General features: G+C 71.8%; 16 protein-coding genes. 10 read left to right on the plus strand and 6 right to left on the minus strand.

The features are described 5' to 3' along the window. Window positions 1-2 precede the first annotated feature (2 nt). Both ABD333_RS08790 and ABD333_RS08795 read left to right on the plus strand, forming a co-directional pair. Window positions 3-554, plus strand: coding sequence for a PH domain-containing protein (locus ABD333_RS08790; RefSeq protein ID WP_344539477.1), 552 nt, complete (start codon window positions 3-5; stop codon window positions 552-554). Then, entirely contained in the window at window positions 551-2,086 is a 1,536-nt protein-coding gene (locus ABD333_RS08795) for a PH domain-containing protein (protein ID WP_344539479.1), read from the plus strand. Before ABD333_RS08790 ends, ABD333_RS08795 begins: the two co-directional genes overlap by 4 nt. Before the next feature lie 21 nt (window positions 2,087-2,107). On the opposite strand, the gene sepH is transcribed toward ABD333_RS08795, so the two are convergent. Further along, window positions 2,108-4,759, minus strand: coding sequence for a septation protein SepH (gene sepH, locus ABD333_RS47470; protein ID WP_410555816.1), 2,652 nt, complete (start codon window positions 4,757-4,759; stop codon window positions 2,108-2,110). A 444-nt stretch (window positions 4,760-5,203) separates the two neighbouring features. On the opposite strand from sepH, the gene ABD333_RS08805 reads away from it, so the two are divergent. Further along, window positions 5,204-6,121 (plus strand): hypothetical protein, encoded by a 918-nt coding sequence (locus ABD333_RS08805; RefSeq protein WP_344539481.1) that lies wholly within the window; start codon window positions 5,204-5,206, stop codon window positions 6,119-6,121. A gap of 7 nt (window positions 6,122-6,128) precedes the next feature. Here ABD333_RS08805 and ABD333_RS08810 read toward each other — a convergent pair whose 3' ends face one another. Together ABD333_RS08810 and ABD333_RS08815 are read right to left on the minus strand one after the other, a co-directional pair. Then, complete coding sequence (locus ABD333_RS08810) at window positions 6,129-7,439, minus strand: D-arabinono-1,4-lactone oxidase (RefSeq protein WP_344539483.1); 1,311 nt, start codon at window positions 7,437-7,439, stop codon at window positions 6,129-6,131. Between the two features lie 44 nt (window positions 7,440-7,483). Beyond that, window positions 7,484-8,662 (minus strand): MFS transporter, encoded by a 1,179-nt coding sequence (locus tag ABD333_RS08815; protein WP_344539485.1) that lies wholly within the window; start codon window positions 8,660-8,662, stop codon window positions 7,484-7,486. Window positions 8,663-8,845: 183 nt separating this feature from the next. Here ABD333_RS08815 and ABD333_RS08820 point away from each other — a divergent pair, with 183 nt between their 5' ends. From ABD333_RS08820 to ABD333_RS08830, 3 genes are all read left to right on the plus strand, one after another. After that, window positions 8,846-10,288 (plus strand): lytic transglycosylase domain-containing protein, encoded by a 1,443-nt coding sequence (locus ABD333_RS08820; protein ID WP_344539486.1) that lies wholly within the window; start codon window positions 8,846-8,848, stop codon window positions 10,286-10,288. An 81-nt stretch (window positions 10,289-10,369) separates the two neighbouring features. After that, the gene (locus ABD333_RS08825; RefSeq protein ID WP_344539487.1) at window positions 10,370-11,299 is read left to right on the plus strand and encodes a ferrochelatase; all 930 of its coding nucleotides are present in this window, start codon (window positions 10,370-10,372) and stop codon (window positions 11,297-11,299) included. Then, entirely contained in the window at window positions 11,296-12,105 is an 810-nt protein-coding gene (locus ABD333_RS08830) for an inositol monophosphatase family protein (RefSeq protein ID WP_344539488.1), read from the plus strand. The genes ABD333_RS08825 and ABD333_RS08830 overlap by 4 nt, the downstream gene beginning before the upstream one ends. A gap of 114 nt (window positions 12,106-12,219) precedes the next feature. Here the strand turns inward: ABD333_RS08830 and ABD333_RS08835 are convergent, their stop codons facing one another. Beyond that, window positions 12,220-12,396 carry a hypothetical protein gene (locus tag ABD333_RS08835; RefSeq protein WP_344539489.1) on the minus strand — a complete coding sequence of 59 codons (177 nt, stop codon included), beginning with the start codon at window positions 12,394-12,396 and terminating at the stop codon, window positions 12,220-12,222. A gap of 280 nt (window positions 12,397-12,676) precedes the next feature. Between ABD333_RS08835 and ABD333_RS08840 the strand changes: the two genes are divergently transcribed. Both ABD333_RS08840 and ABD333_RS08845 read left to right on the plus strand, forming a co-directional pair. Then, window positions 12,677-13,330: a response regulator transcription factor gene (locus ABD333_RS08840; protein ID WP_344539490.1), complete on the plus strand. Its 654-nt coding sequence runs from the start codon at window positions 12,677-12,679 to the stop codon at window positions 13,328-13,330. 224 nt (window positions 13,331-13,554) lie between these two features. Continuing rightward, complete coding sequence (locus tag ABD333_RS08845; protein ID WP_410555878.1) at window positions 13,555-14,802, plus strand: sensor histidine kinase; 1,248 nt, start codon at window positions 13,555-13,557, stop codon at window positions 14,800-14,802. Between the two features lie 61 nt (window positions 14,803-14,863). Here ABD333_RS08845 and ABD333_RS08850 read toward each other — a convergent pair whose 3' ends face one another. After that, entirely contained in the window at window positions 14,864-17,710 is a 2,847-nt protein-coding gene (locus ABD333_RS08850; RefSeq protein ID WP_344539494.1) for an ABC transporter substrate-binding protein, read from the minus strand. 18 nt (window positions 17,711-17,728) lie between these two features. Continuing rightward, a complete protein-coding gene (locus ABD333_RS08855) occupies window positions 17,729-19,402 on the minus strand; it encodes a serine/threonine-protein kinase (protein ID WP_344539496.1) in 1,674 nt (557 codons plus the stop codon). 647 nt (window positions 19,403-20,049) lie between these two features. Here ABD333_RS08855 and ABD333_RS08860 point away from each other — a divergent pair. Next, on the plus strand, window positions 20,050-20,346 hold the full coding sequence (locus ABD333_RS08860) for a DUF4193 domain-containing protein (protein ID WP_131740700.1): 297 nt from the start codon (window positions 20,050-20,052) through the stop codon (window positions 20,344-20,346). Window positions 20,347-20,359: 13 nt separating this feature from the next. Beyond that, the gene (locus ABD333_RS08865) at window positions 20,360-21,172 is read left to right on the plus strand and encodes a hypothetical protein (protein WP_344539501.1); all 813 of its coding nucleotides are present in this window, start codon (window positions 20,360-20,362) and stop codon (window positions 21,170-21,172) included. The last annotated feature ends 47 nt before the right edge of the window (window positions 21,173-21,219 follow it).

Here is a 21,219-nt window from a genome sequence, read left to right on the forward strand (position 1 = left end):
CCGTGACGTCGGTGCGGCGCGCCCACCAGCCCGACGGCGGGAGCACGCGCCTGCGGCCGCCCGCCCATCGGGTCTCTCCGCGCGCCATCGCCCACTGGGCGATCGAGTACTTCCTGCTCTGGGGCCTCGGATTCGGCCTGTCCTGGGGCGTGGCCGCCTGGATCGACGACGCCGACTGGGACGGCCTGCCCGGATGGATGATCGGCCGGGTCTGGTGGCTGCCGTTCCTCGTCGGCGCTGCCGGAGTCCTCATGGTGACGGTCGCGCCGGTATGGCGCTACAGAGTGCACCGGTGGGAGGTCAGCTCGGACGTCGTCTACACGCGTACGGGATGGTTCAGCCGCGAATGGCTGCTGGTCCCGGTGAGCCGTATCCAGACCGTCGACACCGAGCAGGGCTGGATCGAGCGCATGCTGGGCCTGGCCACCATCGAGGTCAACACCGCCTCGCACGCCGGATCGTCGGAGGTCGCAGGCCTTCCGGTGGACGTGGCGACGCGCCTGGCCGAGGACCTCGCCCGCCGTGCCCACGACCTCAGAGACGACGCGACGTGAACGTGCAGGAGGGCCAGAGCTCGCCGCCCTCGGACGACCCAGGTGAACTTCCCGTCCCGGACGTGGAAGCGGAGACGACGCCAAGCCCCGGTGGCGCCGAGCCTAAAGACACCGAACCGGTGGCGTTGCGACTGCATCCGCTGACGTTCGTCGTGGGGGCGGCGCGGGAGCTGATCGCGCTCCTCGCCGCCGGTGCGGCGGGGCTGGCGGTCGGCGGCCTGTCCACGGCGTTCTACTTCACGTTGGTCGGGCTGGGCATCGGCTTCCTTTTCCACATGGCGACCTGGGCGACGTTCACCTACACCGTCCAGGAGGACCGCATCGAGCTTCGCCGGGCGCTCATAGCGCGGTCGGTGAAGACCATCCCGCGTGACCGCATCCGGGGTGTGGACATCAACGCGACACTGGCCCACCGGTTGCTCAGGTTGGCGATCGTTCACATCGACGCCGGGGCGGACGGTGGGGAGGGCGAGCTCAACGCGGTCTCGCTACAGGAAGCCGAACGGCTCCGCAAGGTGCTGCTAGCCCGTGCCCCGGTCGCCGAACGAGACGAGCCCGATCCCCAGCGGCGCGTCCTCGGCCGTATGAGGTCGCGCTGGTACGTGTACGCACCACTCAGCGGCGCCTACCTCCTCACCCCGTTCGCCCTCGCCGGCAGTCTCCTCGGCACGCTCTACAACCTGAGCGACGACTTCGGCCTGGTCACCCAGGAACGGCTGGAAAACCTCGGCCACGAGGTGGTCGGCCTCCCGACCCTCATCGTGATCATCCTGGCGATCCTGTTCCTGATCGCCATGCCGGTGATGTCGGTGATCGTGTTCACGCTGTTCAACTGGGACTTCACCGTGTACGAGCGGGACGGCTCAGTGGTGGCCGAGCGCGGCCTGATGGCCAGGCGCAGTGTCTCGCTCGAACGACGCCGCATCCGGGGCGTGGAGCTCGCGGACAACCCGTTCGAACGGCTCGCCGGGGTCGTCCGCCTCGGCGCACTCGTCACCGGCCTGGGCGACGCCGCCCACCGGGGCCGCCTGCTGCCCGCCGCGCCGCGTACCGCCGTGGAGAGCCTGGGGCGGGGAGTGCTCGGGCCGCTGCCCGCGCCGCTCACCATGCATCCGCGGGGCGCCCGCAGCCGCCGCATCACGCGCGCCGTCGCGCCGCCGATAGGAGTGGGGGTGCTGGCCGTCGTGGCGGGCCAGCCGTGGGTAGCGTACGGATGCGCGGTGGCAGCCCTGCTCGCCGTTCCGCTAGGCATCGACCGTTACCGCCAGCTGGGCCACGCCTCCGACGGCGAACGCCTGACCGTGCGGTCCGGATCGCTACGCCGCCGCCAGGCCGTGGTGGAACACGGCGCCGTCGTCGGCTGGCGCATCCGCCAGACGCTCTTCCAGCGCCGCCTCGGCCTGGCCACGCTCATCGTCGCCGTAGGCGCGGGCGATGGCGGCTACCCCGCCGTGGACATGGCCGAGGAGGACGCCGCCGCCTTCGCCGCCGAGATCACGCCCGACTGGCTGGATCCCTTCACCCTCCGCTAGCCGGAGGGACACTTACGCTCGCTATTCGGGTCGGCGGGCGCCGAACATGATCTCGTCCCACGACGGGACGGAGGCGCGCTTGCCCTTGGCCTTGCGGCGGTTACGCGCCGCTGGACGCTGCGGTGCCGCCGGTGGCTCGGCGTTGGCCGCCGCGGCGGGCTCGGTGACCGGCTTGTCGGGACCGGGCATCGCGGGGCGTCCCGCCGGCTTCTTCTTGGCGGGCGTACGCGCGGGCTCGCGGTGACGCTGCGGCTTCGAGGCCTGCTGCTTGGGCTTGGGCTCGGCGGGCTTGGGAGCGGCCTCGTCGACTTCGGCCGAGCTCTCCGGCTCGTCCGTGGAGGCCGCCTCCTGCGCCGGTGCGGCCGTGGTCGGCTCCTGCTCCGCGGTCTCGGCAGCGGCCGACGGAACGTCGCGTTCGTCCTGGCCCTCGTGAACGGCATCCACGTCCCGGGAGGGCTCTTCCTCCTGGACGGCGACATCGTCCGCCGGCGCGGGCTCCTCCGGGCGAGCGAACACAGTGGCGCGCTCCTCCTGGGCCGCAGTAGCGCGCTCCTCACGAACTGTGGCCGCGCGCTCCTCGTCACCATCCGAGCGCTCGCCTTCGCGTGCCGCAGCCGCCTCGTGGCGTTCGTCACGCGCCGAGGCCCCGGGCCGCTCGTCGGACACCGGCTCAGACGAGGCCGGACGCTCCTCACGTGCCGTAGAGGCAGACCCGACCGTCGCGTCGTCGCGCGCGGAGCTGGACGCGGATGTCCCGCCGTCCCGCGTAGCGGCTGGACGCTCTTCGGGCACAGAGCCGGACGGTCGTTCATCGCGCGCGGAGAGGGAAGACCGCTCATCCCCCGCAGAGGCGAGCGGTCGCCCGTCCCGTGCGGTGGCCGGGCGCTCATCCCGCGCAGCGGCGGAAGGCCGCTCATCCCGCGCGGCGGTTGGCCGCTCGTCTCGCGCGGCGGCGGAAGGCCGCTCCTCGCGCGCGGCGGCCGGGCGCTCGTCGCGCGTGGCGGTTTGGTGCTCGTCCCGCGCGGTGGCGGACGGTTGTTCATCGCCCGCGGTGGCTGGGCGGTCATCCCGTGCAGCGGCGGTGGGGCGCTCGTCGCGCGCGGCGGTTAGGCGTTCGTCCCGCGTGGTGGCGGAAGGTCGCTCGTCTCGCGCGGTGGCTGGGCGTTCGCCTCGTGCGGCGGCGGAAGGCCGCTCCTCGCGCGTGGCGGCCGGGCGCTCGTCCCGCGCGGCGGCGGACGGTCGTTCGTCGCGCGTGGCGGCTGGCTGTTCGTCCCGCGCAGAGGGGAACGGTCGTTCGTCGCGCGTGACGGTTAGGCGTTCGTCTCGTGCAGCGGCGGAAGTCCGCTCCTCGCGCGTAGCGGCTGGGCGTTCGTCTCGCGCAGAGGGGAACGGGCGCTCATCCCGCGCGGCGGTTGGCCGTTCATCCCGCGCGGCGGCGGAGGGCCGCTCCTCGCGCGTGGCGGCCGGGCGCTCGTCCCGCGCGGCGGCGGACGGTCGTTCGTCTCGTGCAGCGGAGGAAGGCCGCTCCTCGCGCGTGGCGGTTGGCCGCTCGTCTCGCGCGGCGGCAGAAGGCCGTTCGTCTCGCGCGGCGGTGGGGCGGTCATCCCGTGCGGCGGCGGAGGGGCGCTCGTCGCGCGTGGTGGCTGGGCGGTCGTCTCGCGCAGAGGGGAACGGTCGTTCGTCGCGCGCGGCGGCGGAAGGCCGTTCGTCTCGCGCGGCGGTGGGGCGGTCATCCTGTGCGGCGGCGGAGGAGCGCTCGTCGCGCGTGGCAGACGGGCGCTCGTCGCGTGTGGTGGTTGGGCGTTCGTCTCGTGCGGAGGGGAACGGGCGGTCTTCTCGGGTGGGGCGTTCCTCGTGGATGGCTGGGGGTTCGTCGTCCCAGGTGTCGGCGACACGGACGGTGGGAGGGTCGAGACGTGCGGTGACGGGGGTCTCGCCGGGTGGGGTCGGTTGCGGGCGGGGGTCGACCATGCGGCCGCGTTCGACGATGTACTCGCGGCGGCCTTCGGCGGGGCGCTGCTGCTCGCGGTCGGAGACCACCTTCATGGCGGGACGGCGGGGCACCAGCGGCGTGACCGTGTCGTTCAGCGAGTCGTCCCATTCGACGGCGGTGAGGCGGGCGGCGACCTCGTCAAGGGGGGAGACGTGGCGGCGGCGGGGGTCGAAGACCCACTCCGCCGCGTGCGGGCGCCCGTTGTCGAAGAACGACAGGCGCACCCGCCAGGTGCTGTCCTCGCACTTCCAGGAGTCCCATTCGACCTCTTCGAGGTCCACGCCGCCACGGCCTAGGCGTTCTTCGACCGTTTCGCCGAGGGGCGGCCCGGGCGTCGACTCCCCGGGACGGCGGACGGCCACACGCTGCGCCTGCTGCGCCATGTACTCGCGCTCCTGCAGGACCGGGCCCTCGAACCAGCGGACGCGCTCGACCGGAATGCCCGCCGACTCGGCGATTTCCTCCGCCGTCTCACCGGACCGGATGCGGGCCTGGATCTCCTTGGGACGCAAGGGACTCTCCACTTCGATCTCGAACTGGCCGAGGCGGGAGAAATGCCCACGTACCGCTGCACGCAGCCGGTCGTCGACGGGCAGGGTGAACCGGGTGCCCCGGCCCGCGGTCGCCAGGACGAGGTACGTACCGTCCTCGCTGACCGCGACGAGGCGCAGCTCCTGCATGCGTGTCCTTCCTGCCCTTCCTGACGGCACGGAGGGTGCCGAAAAACCGTCCGGTCGCGAGCCCGCCTCACTCGTGCTCGTGACGATCGGTCGTTCGGCGCCCACCGAGGGCGCATGCGTGCCCTTCCCCCGGACTCCTGAGTCTCTCTTCCGGACACGCCTTGCTGCCAGCACCGTACCCGGCATGTCCGAACATCGCCGCTCTCGAAGCCCTCCTCACGAGGCTGAAGAGGGCACCTGACCAAGCTTGCCCGTGCCGCGGTCCGGCTGGGGTCGCCCTGCCTGATTCTTGTGGATCCTTTTCCACACTGTGCCTGAAGGGGCAGGGGAAGCTCCACTGTTTTGGGTTGCCGACGTCACCTTCGGGGACTGGAACACCCGAGAGGCCCGACTAGTTTCCATTGCGGTGCAACATACGGACGGACCGAAAAGGGGGATTGGTTGATGCGGCGCAGGCTGCCGGATCTCAGTACGACGCAGGTGGTCGCGAGTGGACTGGCGACCCTGGCCGCAGCTTGGGGGGCGTCCTACCTGGGCGTGTACGGGACAATCCTGGGCGCCGCGTTCATGAGCGTGGCGTCCACGGCCGGGGCGGCGGTCTGCAAGCACTACCTGGACCAGGGCAAGCAGCAGTTGCAGGACATGACGCACCTCCAGGACGAGGTACGCGGGCAGGAGGCGGCACGCGGGGCGGCCGCCCGCGCGACCAGCGCCGACCCGACACGGACCATGATCTGGCCCGGTGACGCCGACCCGAACGCCACGCGCGTGGACGGCCTGCCCACGTTCGGTGACGGTGATCCGAACGTCACGCGCGTCGACCGGCCGCCCGCGGAGACGGTGGCGAACACGCTCGCCACCCAGGCAGGCGACCAGGCGGTCAAGGAGGCCGCCTGGCGCGCCGCGTTCGGCAACACCAAGGTGTGGCTCCGGCAGCGCTGGATGGTGCTCGCCGTCTCCTCGGCGGCCGTCTTCGCGCTGGTGCTCGGCGGCATCACGGTCTTCGAGTGGCGTACCGGCGACGCGTTCGGCAACAGCGACGGCAGGGTCTACAAGGCGTTCACCGGTGGTGACGACAGTGGTAAGCCGAGCGAGCGGCCTACCCGGAAGTCGAACGAGCCGAGCACCAAGCCCAGCACCACCCCGTCCGGCACCCCGTCGGGCGAGCCTACGCAGCCGTCGCCCAGCACGTCGACGCCGTCCACTACACCAACTTCTCCCGCGCCTAGTCCTACGCCTTCGACGCAGAGCCCCGCCCCTGCCCCGTCGAATTCCACTCCGGGCGGGGGAGAGCAGGGTGGCGGCCCGAGAACGCCTCCCGCGCAGGAGAACGATCCGAACACCGGTCACGGGTCCGGCTAACGACGGGTTAGCCGCCGAAGACCTGGCGGGTGTACGGGTTGAGGAAACGACGTTCTGGGTCCAGTTGGTCCCGCAGCGCCAGAAAGTCGTTGAAGCGGGGATAGACCGTTTCGAGGTACGTGGCGTCGCGCGTGTGCATCTTGCCCCAGTGCGGACGGCCTCCGGCGGCGGTCATGAGCTCTTCGACGCCCTCGAAGTACTCCTCATGGGTGTCACGGTGGTAGACGTGGATCGCGATGAACGCGGTCGGGCGGTCGTAGGCCATCGACAGCCACGCGTCCTCGGCCGGCAGGAGCCGCACCTCGATCGGGAAGCTGATCCGCCAGCCGCGCTTGTCGAACAGCGTCCGCAGGTCGCGCAGCGTAGGAACGAGCTGCTCACGCGGGATCGCGTACTCCTGCTCCTTGAAGCGCACCGTACGCGGGCTGGTGAAGACCTTGTAGGACGTGTCGCTGAACGTACGCGCGCCCAGCACCCTGGCCGACACGCCGTTGATGAACGGCACGGTGCCCTGGGCGTGGTGGGTGACGCGCTGCAACGCTCCGAAGACGGTGTTGGACAGGAACCGGTCGTCCAGCCAGCCCTTGAACGCGGAGAGCGGCTTGGCCGGGCCCTCGACGCGGTTGTTGCGCTTGGTGAGGCAGCCCTCCGTATGCGGGAACCAGTAGAACTCGAAGTGCTCGTTGGCCGCCTCGAACTCGTCGATCCGCGCCAGCACCTCGTCCCACTTCATCGGCTCCTCGCGCGCCTCCAGGACGAAGGCGGGCACGGTCCGCCAGGTGATCGCGGTGACGACGCCGAGGGCGCCGAGACCGGCCCGCGCCGCGTCGAACAGTTCCGGCCGTTCGTCGCGTGAGCAGGTCACCACGCTGCCGTCGGCGAGGACGAGTTCGAGCGCGGCGACCTGGGACGCGAGTCCGGCGGCGTCGCGGCCGGTGCCGTGCGTCGCGGTCTGGAGCGCGCCCGCGACCGTCTGCTCCTGGATGTCACCCATGTTGGCGAGCGCGAGGCCGTGCTCGCCCAGGACGCGGTTGAGCGCGTGCAGCGGCAACCCCGCCTCGACCGTGACGAGCCCGCTGACGGTGTCGACCGAGCGGACCGCGGTCAGGCCGGTGGGGCGCAGCAGGGTCCCCTCGGCGACGGCGGCTCCGGTGAACGAGTGACCGGTCCCGATCATGCGGACCGTGAGGCCGTCGGCGGCGGCCGAGCGCACCGCTCCGGCCACCTCGTCGGTGGTCCGGGGAGTCGTGACGCGCCGTGGCGTGGCCTGCTGGTTTCCGGCCCAGTTCTGCCACTTTGGTGAGCTTGCGGGGGACATGCGGTGACTCTACCCGGACGGGTGGACGTGAAGAAAGTTCATGTTTACTTATTTTTCCGGGTGCCGGCCAAGCCGATGCCCGCCGCGATCAGTGCGGCGCCCAGCGGCAGCCAGAACGCGGCCCGCGCGCCGTAGGCGTCGACCACCCGCCCGGCGCTGGAGGCGCCGAGCGCCACCCCGAGGCCGACCGTGGTCGACACCAGCGCGAGGCCCTCCGTCAGCTGGTGCCCCGGTACGGACTGCTCGACCAGCCCGTACCCCGGGATGATCGTCGGCGAGATCGCCAGCCCGGAGAAGAAGACCACGAACATCATCAGATAGAGATTGGTGATCAGCAGCGGCGGCACCAGCCCGGCGGCGAGCAGGATCAGCCCGATCCGGAACCGCCGGCCGAGGGGACTGCGCCAGCGCCGCGCCCCGTACCAGAGCGCGGCGCTCCCGCTCCCCAGCGCGTAGCAGCCGAGGAGCAGGCCGGCGAGCACCTTATGGCCCTTCTCCTCGGCGAACGCGATGCCGCTGACGTCGATCGCCCCGAAGACCGCGCCGAGCATCAGGAAGACCGGCGCCATGACCAGGATCGCGGGGTTGCGCAGCACGCTCGTCGGCGCGCCCGCCACGCGCGGCACGGGCGGCGGTTCGGTGCCGCGCTGCGCGGCCAGGGCCAGGCACCCGACCAGGGTGAACGAGGCGGCGACGGCCAGGCCCGCGGCCGGATGCACGCCGGTGGCCACCGCCGTGACGATCATCGGACCGCAGACGAAGATCATCTCGTCCACCACCGACTCGAAGGAGAACGCGGTGTGCAGCCGCGCGGGGGCGTCGCGCAGCGCGTACTTCCAGCGGGCCCGTACCCACGCGCCCAGCGACGGCTGCGTCAGCCCCGCCAGCGCCGCCATGGGGAACAGCGTCCACGTCGGCAACCGCAGCAGCGTGAAGGTGATCAGTGTGGCGAAGCTCGACGCGTTGGCCAGGGCCAGCGGGACGAGGACCCGGCGCTGCCCGTGCCGGTCGGCGAAGCGGGCGCTGAGCGGGGCGCCCACCGCGTAGGCCAGGGAGAGGGTCGCCGACACCGCACCGGCGATACCGTACGATCCGGTAACCGCGGACACGAGTAGGACGATGGCGATCCCCACCATGGACATCGACATGCGCCCCACGAAGCCCGCGGCGACGAAGGTCCGGGTCCCGGGAACGGCCAGCAGTTCCCGGTACGGATTGGCCAAATCTGTCTCCCCACCCCGGAGACGGCCTCCGGTCTCGTCATCGAACCCAGACCTCAGACCCCAGACCCCCAAGATCACGTTACCTGGGCGAAACAACTGCAAAGACAAGTAACCCACCCGTAGCGACCCTCGTTGGGATTGGTTGTGGCCCCTCCTTCACCGCCCCGCGCGTCCGGTTCCGGCATGCCGAACCCCGAGCCCGGCCCTAACGGCCGGAAGCTGAACGGCACTCCCGCGTTCCCTGCGAAGCCCCCGGCCCCCGGCGGCGTGGTGGCGGACGCGGCGGCCCCAGCGGCCTCGGGCGGACGTGCCCAAGGCCCGGGTGGACGCGCCCAGGACCCGCTACCCCAGGACCCGCTACCCCAGGACCCGCTGCCCCAGGACACGCCGCCGCAGGGCGGAGGCGTCCAAAGCCCGCTGCCCCCGAGCAGTCAGCAGGGAGAGCAGCAGAAGCCGCCCAAGGCCAAAGCCAAGGCCAAGCCCAAGACCAAGCGACGGCTGGCGCCGGTAGCGACGACCGGGATCGCCCTCCTGGTCGCGGGCAGCCTCGCCGCAGGCGTGTACGCGGCCATCGACACCCATAAGGACTCGGGCAAGACCACCTCGGGCAAGGCGTCGGAGGCACCGCCCACCGCGCCGCCCCAGGGGCCGGTGACGAACGTGGCGGACGCGGGCCAGGTCGCTCCGCTGCGCCGGGTCGTACCGCCGGACGTCCTCGCGGTGAGCGGCGGAGGCGGCTCGATCACCACGGCTCAGATCGCCAAGATCTCCAAGCTGGGCAAGGTCCGGGACGTGGTGGCGGTCGCGGGCGGCGCCGTCCAGCTCCAGGGACGCGCGATCAACACGTTCGCCGTCGACCCGTCCTCGTTCCGCTCCTGGACACCGCCCGGCACCGCGAAGAAGACCGAGCTGTGGGCGGCGCTCGCCGCCGACCAGTTCGTCGTCTCCTCGTCGGCGGCCGAGCAGCTGCAGCTCAGCCGCGGTTTCCAGTACCCGATCGTGGCCCGCACGATGCCCAGCCTCACCATGGGCGGCTCCGGCGCCCTCGGCCTTCCCGGCATCGACATGCTGGTCAGCCGCAAGACCGGCACCGACCTCGGCCTGGTGCCCAACGTCGCGGTGATGGTGAACGCGCCGGGCGCCGATCCCGTCAAGGTCGTCAGGGGCGTCGGCAAGATCCTCGGAGTGGGCGCGAACGTGGTGAACCTGCACGAGCGGAAGTACCAGGCACCCACCGACGGCGGCCGTCCCGGCAGCTACATGGACCTTTACCGGCAGGCGGCCACCACCTGCCCCGGCCTGTCGTGGACGGTCCTCGCCGCGATCGGCCAGGTGGAGAGCGACCACGGGCGCAACGCAGGCCGTTCCAGCGCGGGCGCCCTCGGCCCGATGCAGTTCATGCCCGCCACATGGAAGGCGTACGGCGTGGACGGCGACCGCGACGGCAAGGCGGACATCATGAACCCCTACGACGCCGTTCCCGCCGCCGCCAAGTACCTCTGCGCCAACGGGGCCGGCAAGGGCGGCAAGCAGCTCTACCGTGCGATCTGGCACTACAACCATGCCGACTGGTACGTCCAGAAGGTGCTGGCGCTGGCGAAGGCCTACGCCGCCCGCTTCCGCTAATCGCTAATCCGCTCATCCGGTAACCCGCCTGCCGTCCGGGGGTGGCCCCTGTCACTCGCGGACGGCTGGTTGGATGGAAGCATGACGACGCAGTACGACGCGCTGCTTCTGTTGTCTTTCGGGGGGCCTGAGGGACCCGACGACGTGCTCCCGTTCTTGGAGAACGTCACCCGGGGGAGGGGCATCCCACGTGAGCGCCTGGCGGCCGTAGGGGAGCACTATCACCTCTTCGGCGGCGTCAGCCCGATCAACCAGCAGTGCCGCGACCTCAAGGCGGCCATCGAGAAGGACCTCAAAGACCACTCGATCGACCTCCCCGTCTACTGGGGCAACCGCAACTGGACCCCCTACCTCGCCGACACGGTCCGGGAGATGACGCAGGACGGCGTCCGGCACGCCGCCGCGTTCGTCACCTCCGCCTACAGCGGCTACTCGACCAACGACCAGTACGTGGAGGACATCGCGCGCGCCCGCGCCGAGGTCCCGGGCGCCCCCGAGATCGACAAGCTGCCCGTGTACTGCCGCCGCGCCGGTTTCGTCGCCCCGTTCGTCGACGCCACCCGGGCGGCCCTAAGCGCCGCGCCGCAGGACACCCACCTCGTCTTCACCGCCCACAGCGTGCCGCTAGCGCAGCCCAATCGCGAGCTCTACGTGGCGGAGCTGGAGGAGGTCGCGGCGACCGTGGCGGACGAGGCGGCGCCGGGCGTTCCGTGGGCGCTCGTCTATCAGAGCCGGAGCGGCCCGCCGAGTCAGCCGTGGCTGGAGCCGGACGTGTGCGATCACCTGGAGACGCTGCACGACGCGGGCGTCCGGTCGGTGGTGACGGTCCCGATCGGATTCGTCTCCGACCACATGGAGGTCAAGTACGACCTCGACCACGAGGCGGCCGCCAAGGCCGACAAGCTCGGGATGCGGTTCGTCCGGGTCCCGACGCCGGGGACGGACCCGCGGTTCGCGGCGCTCGCCCGCGAGCTGCTGACCGAGGCGCGGACAACGGGGGGACGAGCGTGAGCCTGGCCGAAGACCTGCTGGAACTGGCCCTGGAGACCGCCCGCGAGGCGGGCCGCATGCTGGTCGACAAGCGGCCGGTGGGCGGGCCGGACGTGGTGCACACCAAGTCGAGCCCGACCGACGTCGTCACCCAGATGGACCAGGCCGCCGAACGCCTGATCGTCGAGCGTGTCCGGGCCGCCCGTCCGGGCGACGGCTTCCTGGGCGAGGAGGGCGGCACCCACGCCGGCGACAGCGACGTGCGATGGGTGATCGACCCGATCGACGGGACGGTCAACTACCTGTACGACCTGCCCGACTGGGCGGTGAGCGTCGCCGCCGAGGTGGACGGCGTCGCGGTGGCCGGGGTGATCGACATGCCGCGGCGCGGCGAGACGTACACCGCCGTCCGGGGCGGCGGCGCGCTGCTGCGGACGCCCCACGGCGCCCGCGAGCTCCAGGTCAACGCCGGCGTGCCACTCGATCGCGCCCTGGTGGCCACCGGTTTCGGGTACGCGGCGCAGCGCCGCGCGCACCAGGCCCGGGTCCTCACCGGCGTGCTGCCCAAGGTCCGTGACATCAGGCGGGGCGGGTCGTGCTGCGTTGATCTGTGCTCGCTCGCCGCGGGCCGGGTGGACGCCTACTACGAACGCGGCGTCCAGGCATGGGACGTCGCCGCCGGGGCCCTGATCGTGCAGGAGGCCGGAGGCCTCGTCGGCGGCCTGGACGGCGCGCCCGCGAGCCCGGAACTCACCATCGCCGCGGGACCCGGCACCTTCGAGGCCCTCCACGACCTGCTGCGCCCGCTGGACCCGGGCCACGACTGAACACCCCTGGCCTGGCAGGGCCGCGGACGCGGCTCAAGGGCCTGGAGGACGGCGAACGCGGGGAGACCGGGGCCGGTGGGCCCCGGTCTCCCCGTTGGTATCGCGGCGGCGTCCTCAGTCGCAGCGGGGTAGTTCGACGCCGATGTCGTGGTTCGCTGCGATCCGGCGCAGTTCCTTGATCTCCTCCTGACGGATGTCCGCCAGGTAGGTGTCGCCGTCGGCGTGGGCGTGGCGCAGCGACTCGTACGCGTCATCGAGTCGTTGTCTGATCGTTCGTGACAACTCGCCCATGGGCCTCCTTCCGGATCGAGCCGCTCCTACCCACACCTACGCTGAAGGTAAACCTGTTCCAAAGCGGCAATTCACAGGGCCGGCGGAGGGCTGTGCGGCGCCATTCTGAACGGGGCCTTACGGGCGTCTTACGAGGCCCATGTCATATCTGGAAGCGGTGACCGCGGCGAGGCGAGGATGATCGTCGGAGCCGTCTCGGGGGTCTGCGGGGGCGGCCCCCAAGAGCGGCGGGACGGTGGTGCCGCCGGCGCGCGAGCATCCTGAACGAGGGGAACGTGGAGTGCGTGTTCTAGTCGTCGAGGACGAGCGGGTGCTCGCCGACGCGATCGCCACCGGACTGCGCCGGGAGGCGCTGGCCGTGGACGTCGCCTACGACGGGGCGGGCGCCCTGGAACGGGCGGGCGTCAACGACTACGACGTGATCGTGCTCGACCGCGACCTGCCGAGGATCCACGGCGACGACGTCTGCAGGCAGCTGGTCGCGCAGCGCTATCCCGCGCGGATCATCATGCTGACGGCGGCCGGCGAGCTGGACGACAAGGTCGAGGGGCTGTCCATCGGGGCCGACGACTACCTGGCCAAGCCGTTCGCGTTCGCCGAGCTGATCGCCCGGGTGCGCGCGCTGGGCCGCCGCGCCGCCGCGCCGCTCCCGCCGGTGCTGGAACGCGCGGGGATCGCCCTCGACCCGTCGCGCCGCGAGGTGCTGCGCGACGGCCGTCCGGTCGACCTCACCCGCAAGGAGTTCGCGGTCCTGGAGGTGCTGCTGGGCGCGGAGGGCGCCGTGGTGAGCTCGGAGCAGCTGCTGGAGAAGGCCTGGGACGAGCACATCGACCCGTTCACGAACGTGGTGCGCGTCACGATGATGACGTTGCGCAAGAAGCTCGGCGACCCACCGGTGATCGAGACCGTGCCGGGCGTGGGGTACCGGCTGTGAGCCCCCCGCCCGCCCGCGACCCCCGCCCCGGCTCCACGCCCGACTCCGGCCCGACGCCCGGCCCCGGCCCCGGCCCGACGCCCGGTCCCGGTCCCGGCCCCGGCCCGACGCCCGGTCCCGGCCCTGAGCCAGGCCCCAAGCCCGGACCCGAGTCCGGTGCCGACCAGGCGAGCGCGTCGGCGAAGGCCGCCACCGCCGCCCGCCTGGAGCCGTCCGCCGACATCGTGCAGTCCGAGCCGCCGGGCGGGCCGCGGCGCGGGTCGTTCAGGTCGCCCGGCACGCAGCCGGTCATCCAGCCCAAGAACGGCGGCGGGCGCAAGGGAGGCCGGCGGGACAGATCGTCCCTGGCCGAGGACCTCAAGGCGCTGCCGGGCCGGGTGAGCGTGCGGCTGCGGCTCACGCTGCTGTACGGGCTGCTGTTCTTCATGGCCGGCGGCCTGCTCCTCCTGGTCATGTCCGTCCTGATGGCCAACATCCTGAGCGGCATCACCGTCTACGACGTCAACGACCCGCTGACCAACCCCGCGGTCCTCGAAGAGGTGCGGCGCAAGTTCGTCCAGGAGACGATGCGGCAGCTCGTGGGCCGGTCGCTGCTCGCGCTGGTCGGTGTCGGGGTCATCGCGCTGGTGCTGGGCTACTTCGTCGCCGACCGGGCGCTGAGCCCGTTGCAGCGGGTGACGGCCACGGCACGGCGGCTCTCGGAGAGCACCCTGCACGAACGCATCGCGCTCGAAGGCCCGGACGACGAGATCAAGGAGCTGGCCGACACGTTCGACGCGATGCTGGAGCGGCTCGGCCAGGCCTTCGACTCCCAGCGCCGCTTCGTCGCCAATGCCTCGCACGAGCTGCGGACCCCGCTGGCGATCAACCGGACGCTGCTGGAGGTCGCGCTCGGCGACCCGGACGTGTCCCCCGATCTCAAGACCGTCGGCAAGACCCTGCTGGCCACCAACGCGCGCCACGAACGGCTCATCGAGGGCCTCCTGCTCCTCGCCCGCAGCGAGCGGGAGCTGACGGCGCGGGCGACGGTGGACCTCGGTGAGGTGGCGGAGACCGTGCTCGACCTGGCCGCCCGCCGCGAGCACGACAACGAGGTCACCGTCCACCGGGAGCTGACCCCCGGCACCGCGACCGGCGACCCGGTGCTGCTGGAGCACCTGGTGTCCAACCTGGTCGACAACGCGATCAAGCACAACGACGACGGCGGCGACGTCTGGGTCCGGACGGGGGTCCTGGACGGCTTCGCGACCGTCCAGGTGGAGAACACCGGCCCTGTCGTGCCCCACTACGAGGTGGACCGGCTCTTCGAACCGTTCCGCCGCCTGAACTCCGACCGCATCGAGTCCGCCAAGGGCGCCGGCCTGGGGCTGTCCATCGTGCGCTCGGTGGTGCTGGCGCACCGTGGCACGGTCTACGCGACGCCCCGGGCCGGCGGCGGCCTCGTCGTCACCGTCCGCCTCCCCCTGGCCTGAGCGAGCTTCGCCGCTTACCCGCGGCCGTGTTACTTGAGGCCGTTGTTACTTGAGGCCGTTGTCACTTGCGGGCCGCCGTGGCCAGGGTGGGGTCACCGTCGTAGTCCATCTGCAGGCCGGTGAACTTGTCGCTCGCCAGCGACGCCTTGACGTAACTCCACAACGGGATGAGCGCCATGTCGTCGAGGGCCAGCTTCTCGGCCTGCTGCAGGCTGTTGAGCCGTGTGGCGGGCCGGGGGTCCTTCAACGCGTTGGCGAGCGCCTCGTCGAACTGCTGGTTGCGCCAGCCGCTGAAGTTGAGCATCTGGTTGCTCTCTGTAGCGACCTGGTCACCGCCTAGCAGCGGCTGGAGGACACCGTATCCGGAGGGGATGTCGGGAGCCCAGCCGTACGTGAGGAGGCCACCCGGCGAGTCCTTGCCGAGCACGGCCTTGCGCAGCTGCTCGTCCTTGCTGATCTCGACCGTCTTGATCTCGACCGACCAGCCGAGGACCTGCTGGAGCCGCTCGCGGACCAGCTGGGCCCAGCGCTGGTACGCGGGCAGTTCGCGAGCGTAGATCGTCAGCCGGGTCCCCGCCCTGAGCCCCGCCTGCTCGGCCAGCTGCCGGGCCTTGGCCGGGTCGGGCTTCTCGCAGGACGGGCACGCGCCGGGCCGCCCGAAGCCGGGGACCGCGGAGGAGACCAGGCCCGCAGCGGGGGCGTACAGACCGCCGAACACCGCCTCGCTCATCGCCCGCCGGTCGAGCGCGTACGAGACGGCCAGCCGGGCCTCCTTGGACTTGAGCGGGCCGCGCGTGGTGATCGGGACGAGGTAGTTCATGCTCGACGACTGCCGGGTCAGCAGGCCGCGCTCCGACCTGGCCGACGGCAGCCGGTCCGCTCCGATCTCCGCCCAGTCGTACGCGCCCGCGACGAAACCGGTGCGGCCCACGGTCGGCGCGTCGGCCGCGAAGCCGATGGCGACGCGGTCGAGGCGGGCCTTGCCGAGCCCCCACGCGTCGTTGCGGACCAGGGTGAGCTCCTTGTCCCGGGCATAGGAGCCGATCTTGAACGGGCCGTTGCCGACCGGCATGGCGTTGTAGGGCTTGTTGTCGATCTTGAGGGCGCTCGGGGGCACCGGGAAGAAGACGGGGTCGGCCAGCCGCTGGTCGAACTCGCAGTCCGGCTTGTCGAGGGCGACGTCGATCCTGTTCCGCGCGGCGGAGGTCTGCACGCCGGAGAACGCGGTCGCCCGGCCGCCGCTGACCTCGGCGTAGCCCTTGATGTTGGACATCAGGAGAGCCGCCGCGCCGGAGGGGTTCTGCGCGGCGCGGATCCAGCCCCGCACGAACGCCTCGGCGGTCACCGGCTGGCCGTCGCTGAACGTGGTGCCGCCCTTGACGTCGATCTGCCACGTCGTGCAGATGGAGTCGGCCGGGGCGACGCGGGTGGCCAGGAGATTGCGCACGGCCCCGGCGGGGGTGATCTCGGTCAACCCGGTGAACAGCTGCTTGGTCACGAACCGGCTGCTGCCGTACCCCGCCTGCGAGGGGTTGAGCTCCTCACCGCTGTAGAACCGGCTCAGGACCATCTTCATCTGGCCGCCGGTCTTGGGCGTCTCGTCCTTGCCGCCCTTCTCGTCCCCGAAGACGTTCACGGCGATCACCGAGCCCGCCAGGACGAGCGCCACGAGCGCGGCGCTGCCCACCCCGGCGAGCACGCCGACGTTCGGTCGCTTGCGCGGGCCACCAGAGCCGTTAACCCCAGGGCGCCCGCTGGAAGGTGAGGTGACCTGCGGGCTCCCCGGTGAGGTGGCCCCGTGCGGCGGTGAGGCGGCCCCGTGCGGCGGTGGGTTGGCGGCCCCGTGCGGCCATGAAGCGCCGCCTACGTTGCCACCGGGCGCATAGGGAGATGGGGGAGGGGTGTTGTACGGCTGTCCTGGCGCCGCGTACGGACTGTGAGGCGGGTAGGAGCCGCCGGGCTGGGCGAAGCCTGGCGGGAGGGCGGGCGGAGTAACGGGCGGTGGCAGGAGCCGTACCTCATCCGCCTCTGCCGCCGCGGCTCCCTGCGTGAGCACGGCGGCGGGTTGCGCCTGGGACCCGGAGCCCGCCTGCGGAAGGCTGCCCGCCAGAGTGAGAAGACGTACGAGGACCTGCTGCGAGGACGGCCGGGCCGCGGGGTCCTTGCTCAGGCACTGGAGGACGAGGTCGCGCAGCGGCTCGGTCAGCCCGCCCAGCTCCGGCGGCAGGTTCAGGATGCGGTGCATGACCGCCGGGATGGAGTCCTGGCCGAACGCGGGCCGCCCGGTGGCCGCGTAGACCATCGTGGTGCCCCACGCGAACACGTCGGCCTCGGGGCCGACCCGCGCCCCGGAGATCTGCTCGGGTGCCATGTAGGCGGGCGTGCCCACGGCCGTGCTGGACAGCGTGCCGGTGGCGTCCAGCGCCCGCGCGATACCGAAGTCGATCACCCGCGGCCCGTCCGGCGGCAGCAGCACGTTCGCGGGCTTGAAGTCGCGGTGCACGACGCCGGCCTGGTGGATCGCGGCGAGCGCGGTGATCGTGCCGATCGCGATCCGGTCCAGGGCCGCTCCGGCGCGCGGTCCCTCGGTGGCGAGCACCCGCGCCAGCGGCGGGCCGTCGATGTACTCGCTGACGATGTACGGCCGGTCGCCCTCCACGTCGGCGTCCAGGATGCGCGCCGTGCAGAAGGCGGCCACCCGTTGGGCCACCTCCAGCTCGGCGGCGAACCGGGAACGGGCCTTCGGGTGGCCGCTGAAGCGCGCGTGCAGCAGCTTCACGGCCACCCTCGCGCCGTCGTCGCCCTCGCCCAGGAAGACCGAACCCTGGCCGCCCTCGCCGACCAGGCCGACGAGGCGGTAGCCGCTCAGCCGGTCGGGGTCGCCGGGGCGCAGCGGGAGAACGTCCATGTGCGGGGGTCCTCCGGGCTATTGCTTGCGGGCTGTCCCATAGGCGTCGGCGGCGGCCGTCGACTGATACTGGCGCCATTCCCAGCGCATGAGGGAACCCGAGCTGAGGAAGAACGTGAGGTAGCCGTCGGCGCAGCGGTCCTTGCTGCCGAGGGCCTCCTCTCGGTACGTCGCCTTGGTGCTGTCTCCGCCGATGTACGACAGCTTGGTGTAGCAGTTGTTGGCGATGTTGCTGTAGGTGTAGCGCGCGACGCCGCTGCTCCGGAAGATCGTGAACCGCGCCGTGAAGCTCCGGGTGTCGGCCTCCTTCGCCCTCGGCTGGCTGGCCGGTCCCTCCCAGGTGCCCATCAGCTCGCCGCCGCTGGTGCCGTAGGTCGGGGTGCGCGACGGCAGGCTGTAGGTCGGCGGGGTGTAGGTCGACCGGAACGGCGGCGGGTCGTTGTCATCGTCGCCGACGGCCGCCAGCACGACCACGAGAATGATCGCGACCAGCAGGAGCGCGCCGCAGCCGATGCCGATGATGGCGGGCGCGTTGGACGAGCCGCCCGTACGCGGCGGCGGCCCGTAGCCGGGCGGCGGCGGACCGCCGGGACCCTGATGCATGTGCATGGGCGGCGCCGGCGCGGCCGGCCCCTGCGGCATGCCCTGGCCCTGGTACATGGGCATGGGCGGCGGGGTGATCGACTGCGGTGGCGGCGTGCTGGGGCCGACGCCGGCCTGGTGCATGGGCATCGGGGGCGGCGTGAGCGGCTGCGGCGGAGGCGTGTGCCGCGCCGGGGGAACGGGCGGCGGAGCCTGCATCTGCGCGGCGATCCGGGTGCCCTGGTTGAGCAGGTCCTCCTGGCCCGCGCCGGGGTTGGACGGCGCCGCGCCGACGTGGCCGAGCAACTGCAGCAGCAGCGTCGCCGCGGGCGGCCGGAGCCCGGCGTCCTTGGACAGGCAGCGGCCGACCAGGTCGCGCAGCGGCCCGGCGGGGAGCGCCGACAGGTCGGGGTCCTCGTTCAGGATCTTGTTGATGATCACCGGCAGCGTGTCGGCCTCGAACGGCGACTGCCCGGTGGCGGCGAACACCATGGTCGCGCCCCACGCGAAGATGTCGACCGCGGGGGTGAGCGGCGCCCCGGTGAGCTGCTCCGGCGCCAGGTAACCGGGCGTGCCGACCACCATGCCGGTGGCGGTGACCGCGCTCTCCTGGGAGTTGACGGTGCGGGCGATGCCGAAGTCGACCACGCGCGGGCCGTCGGACGCCAGCATGACGTTGTTGGGCTTGAAGTCGCGGTGCACGATCCCGGCCTCGTGGATGGCCGCGAGGGCCGTCACGGTGCCGATCGCCAGCCGTTCCAGCTCGGCGGCGCCGCGCGGCCCGTTGTGCGCGACCACGTCGTGCAGTGAGGGGCCGTCGATGAACTCGCTGACGACGTACGGCTGGTCGCCGTGGACGTCGGCCTCCAGCACCCGCGCGGTACAGAACGGCTCGACCTTCTGCGCCGCGCTCACCTCACGCGTGAACCTGGCCCGCGCGGCCGGGTCGCTCGCCATCTGGGCGTGCAGCAGCTTGACGGCGACGTACTCGCCGCTAGGCGACTTGCCGAGAAAGACCGCGCCCTGCCCGCCCGCGCCGAGCCGCCCGACGACTTCGTACTGCCCCAATACGCGGGGATCGCCTGGCTCCAGGGGAGCGGCATCCGGCATCTGACCCTCCAGTGACCCGTCAGTAATGTGCCGCGAGTGTCGGTCGCCGGCCCCCGTCGTCGGACACCCCCGGACCATGACGATGCGGGGACACCCTGTCAGGGAACCCGCCCCAACCTAGGCGGGCACGATATCGCGTTAGTTCAGACGTTTCACCGGAGCGTCTGGTTCGCCATCCCGCAGCCCCCACCCAACCACCCTGCCAACGGACAAGCTTCGCTTGGCTCGCCATCCCGCAGCCCCCACCCAACCACCCTGCCAACGGACAAGCTTCGCTTGGCTCGCCATCCCGCAGCCCCGCTGATTCCCCCCGCTGATTCCCACTTGGTGATCGGCGGGCGCGCTCCCGCCGGTCGGCGCGCACAATGCCGCCGGGACCGATATGATCCCGCCGCCGCGGGAAGCCCGGCGGGGCGTTCCGGCCCTGATTCGCTCCGGGATACCCGCACGGGCGTGTGATGTACGACACATATCGGGGGAGTGATCTGGGGTGATCGGTGTCACCGGTGGGATCAGTCGCGCCTTGTGTGTCGCAGGCCACGGCCCGTGACAGAATTTCCCGCCCGGATCGGGCACAAGAACGGTCTCCCGAGCGTTAGATCCGCGCGACGGGGCGCATAAAGGACTGAGGGGGATGGAGATAGAAAATGGCGACCGACTACGACAGCCCACGTAAGACAGACGACGATCTCAACGAGGACAGCCTCCAGGAGCTTCAGGCTCGGCGGGCCGACAAGGCCGCGAGCATCATCGACGAGGACCTGGACGCCGGCGAGGTCGCCGAACTTCCGGGCGCGGACCTGTCCAACGAGGAGCTCACCTTCCGGGTGGTTCCCCGCCAGGCGGACGAGTTCACCTGCACGCGGTGCTTCCTGGTGCACCACCGCAGCCAGCTGGCCACCGAGAAGAACGGCCAGCCCATCTGCCGCGAGTGCGCCGCCTAACGGGAGGCGCGCGGTGGCAGGAGACAAACGCGACGACGAGGAGAACACTGCGGTCGCCGTACCGGAGGACGCGGAGATCGGCCAGCTGATCGGCCGGCTTTCCGGCGACGACGACATGGACCGCGAGACCCGCGGCCGCCTGCTCGGGCGACTCGCCCGGCTGCTGGGCCACAGTGCACGCAGGGCAGGCGCCGCGGGCATCGCGCGCGGTCGCTGGCTGGCCGACCTGATGGCCGCCGCCGCGCCGCACATCCCGATCCGTGATCTGGAGACCCTGCGCGACCATCATCACGGGCTGGCGGGCGAGGAGCTCGCCGAGAACGTGGTCCGGGTGGCGACCAACGGCACGACCGCCGTGGGAGCGGCCGGAGGCGCGCTGGCGGCGGTGCAGTTCGCCACGCCGCCGCTGCTGCTCACCGCTCCGGCCCAGCTCGCCGCCGAGACTCTCGTGGTGGCGGCGATCGAGGTCAAAATGATCGCTGAGCTGCACGAGGTGTACGAGGTCCGCGTCGAGGGCTCGGGCGCCACGCGCGGCGCCGCGTTCCTCACGTCCTGGGCCAAGCGGCGCGGCATCAACCCGCTGGAGACCGGAACGTTCACCAGCGCGCTCGGCTCGGCGGCCAAGGTCGCCCTCCGCAAGCGGCTGCTGCGCACCATGGGCCGCAGCCTCAGCACGATGGGTCCCTTCCTGACCGGCGCAGCCGCCGGTGCCGCCCTCAACCGCACCGCCACCAAACGCCTCGCCGAAGAGATCCGCAAGGATCTGCGAGCCACCACCCCGGCTCCGCTCCCGGGCGAGCCACCCCGCCTGCCTCCCTCCGGCTGACCGTCCCCGAAACCGAACCTCATCCCCTTCATCCACCTGGAACGACC

This window comes from Actinomadura fulvescens (assembly GCF_039533225.1).
Classification (GTDB): Bacteria; Actinomycetota; Actinomycetes; order Streptosporangiales; family Streptosporangiaceae; genus Spirillospora; species Spirillospora fulvescens.

What these genes read in the sequence shown, in the direction of transcription:
- ABD333_RS08810 (WP_344539483.1), bottom strand. Translation starts at nt 7,439, where the DNA reads ATGTCCCCCGCAAGCTCACCAAAGTGGCAGAACTGGGCCGGAAACCAG.
- ABD333_RS08850 (WP_344539494.1), bottom strand. Translation starts at nt 17,710, where the DNA reads ATGGACGTTCTCCCGCTGCGCCCCGGCGACCCCGACCGGCTGAGCGGC.
- ABD333_RS08860 (WP_131740700.1), top strand. Translation starts at nt 20,050, where the DNA reads ATGGCGACCGACTACGACAGCCCACGTAAGACAGACGACGATCTCAAC.
- ABD333_RS08825 (WP_344539487.1), top strand. Translation starts at nt 10,370, where the DNA reads ATGACGACGCAGTACGACGCGCTGCTTCTGTTGTCTTTCGGGGGGCCT.
- ABD333_RS08835 (WP_344539489.1), bottom strand. Translation starts at nt 12,396, where the DNA reads ATGGGCGAGTTGTCACGAACGATCAGACAACGACTCGATGACGCGTAC.
- ABD333_RS08855 (WP_344539496.1), bottom strand. Translation starts at nt 19,402, where the DNA reads ATGCCGGATGCCGCTCCCCTGGAGCCAGGCGATCCCCGCGTATTGGGG.
- sepH (WP_410555816.1), bottom strand. Translation starts at nt 4,759, where the DNA reads ATGCAGGAGCTGCGCCTCGTCGCGGTCAGCGAGGACGGTACGTACCTC.
- ABD333_RS08820 (WP_344539486.1), top strand. Translation starts at nt 8,846, where the DNA reads ATGCCGAACCCCGAGCCCGGCCCTAACGGCCGGAAGCTGAACGGCACT.
- ABD333_RS08805 (WP_344539481.1), top strand. Translation starts at nt 5,204, where the DNA reads ATGCGGCGCAGGCTGCCGGATCTCAGTACGACGCAGGTGGTCGCGAGT.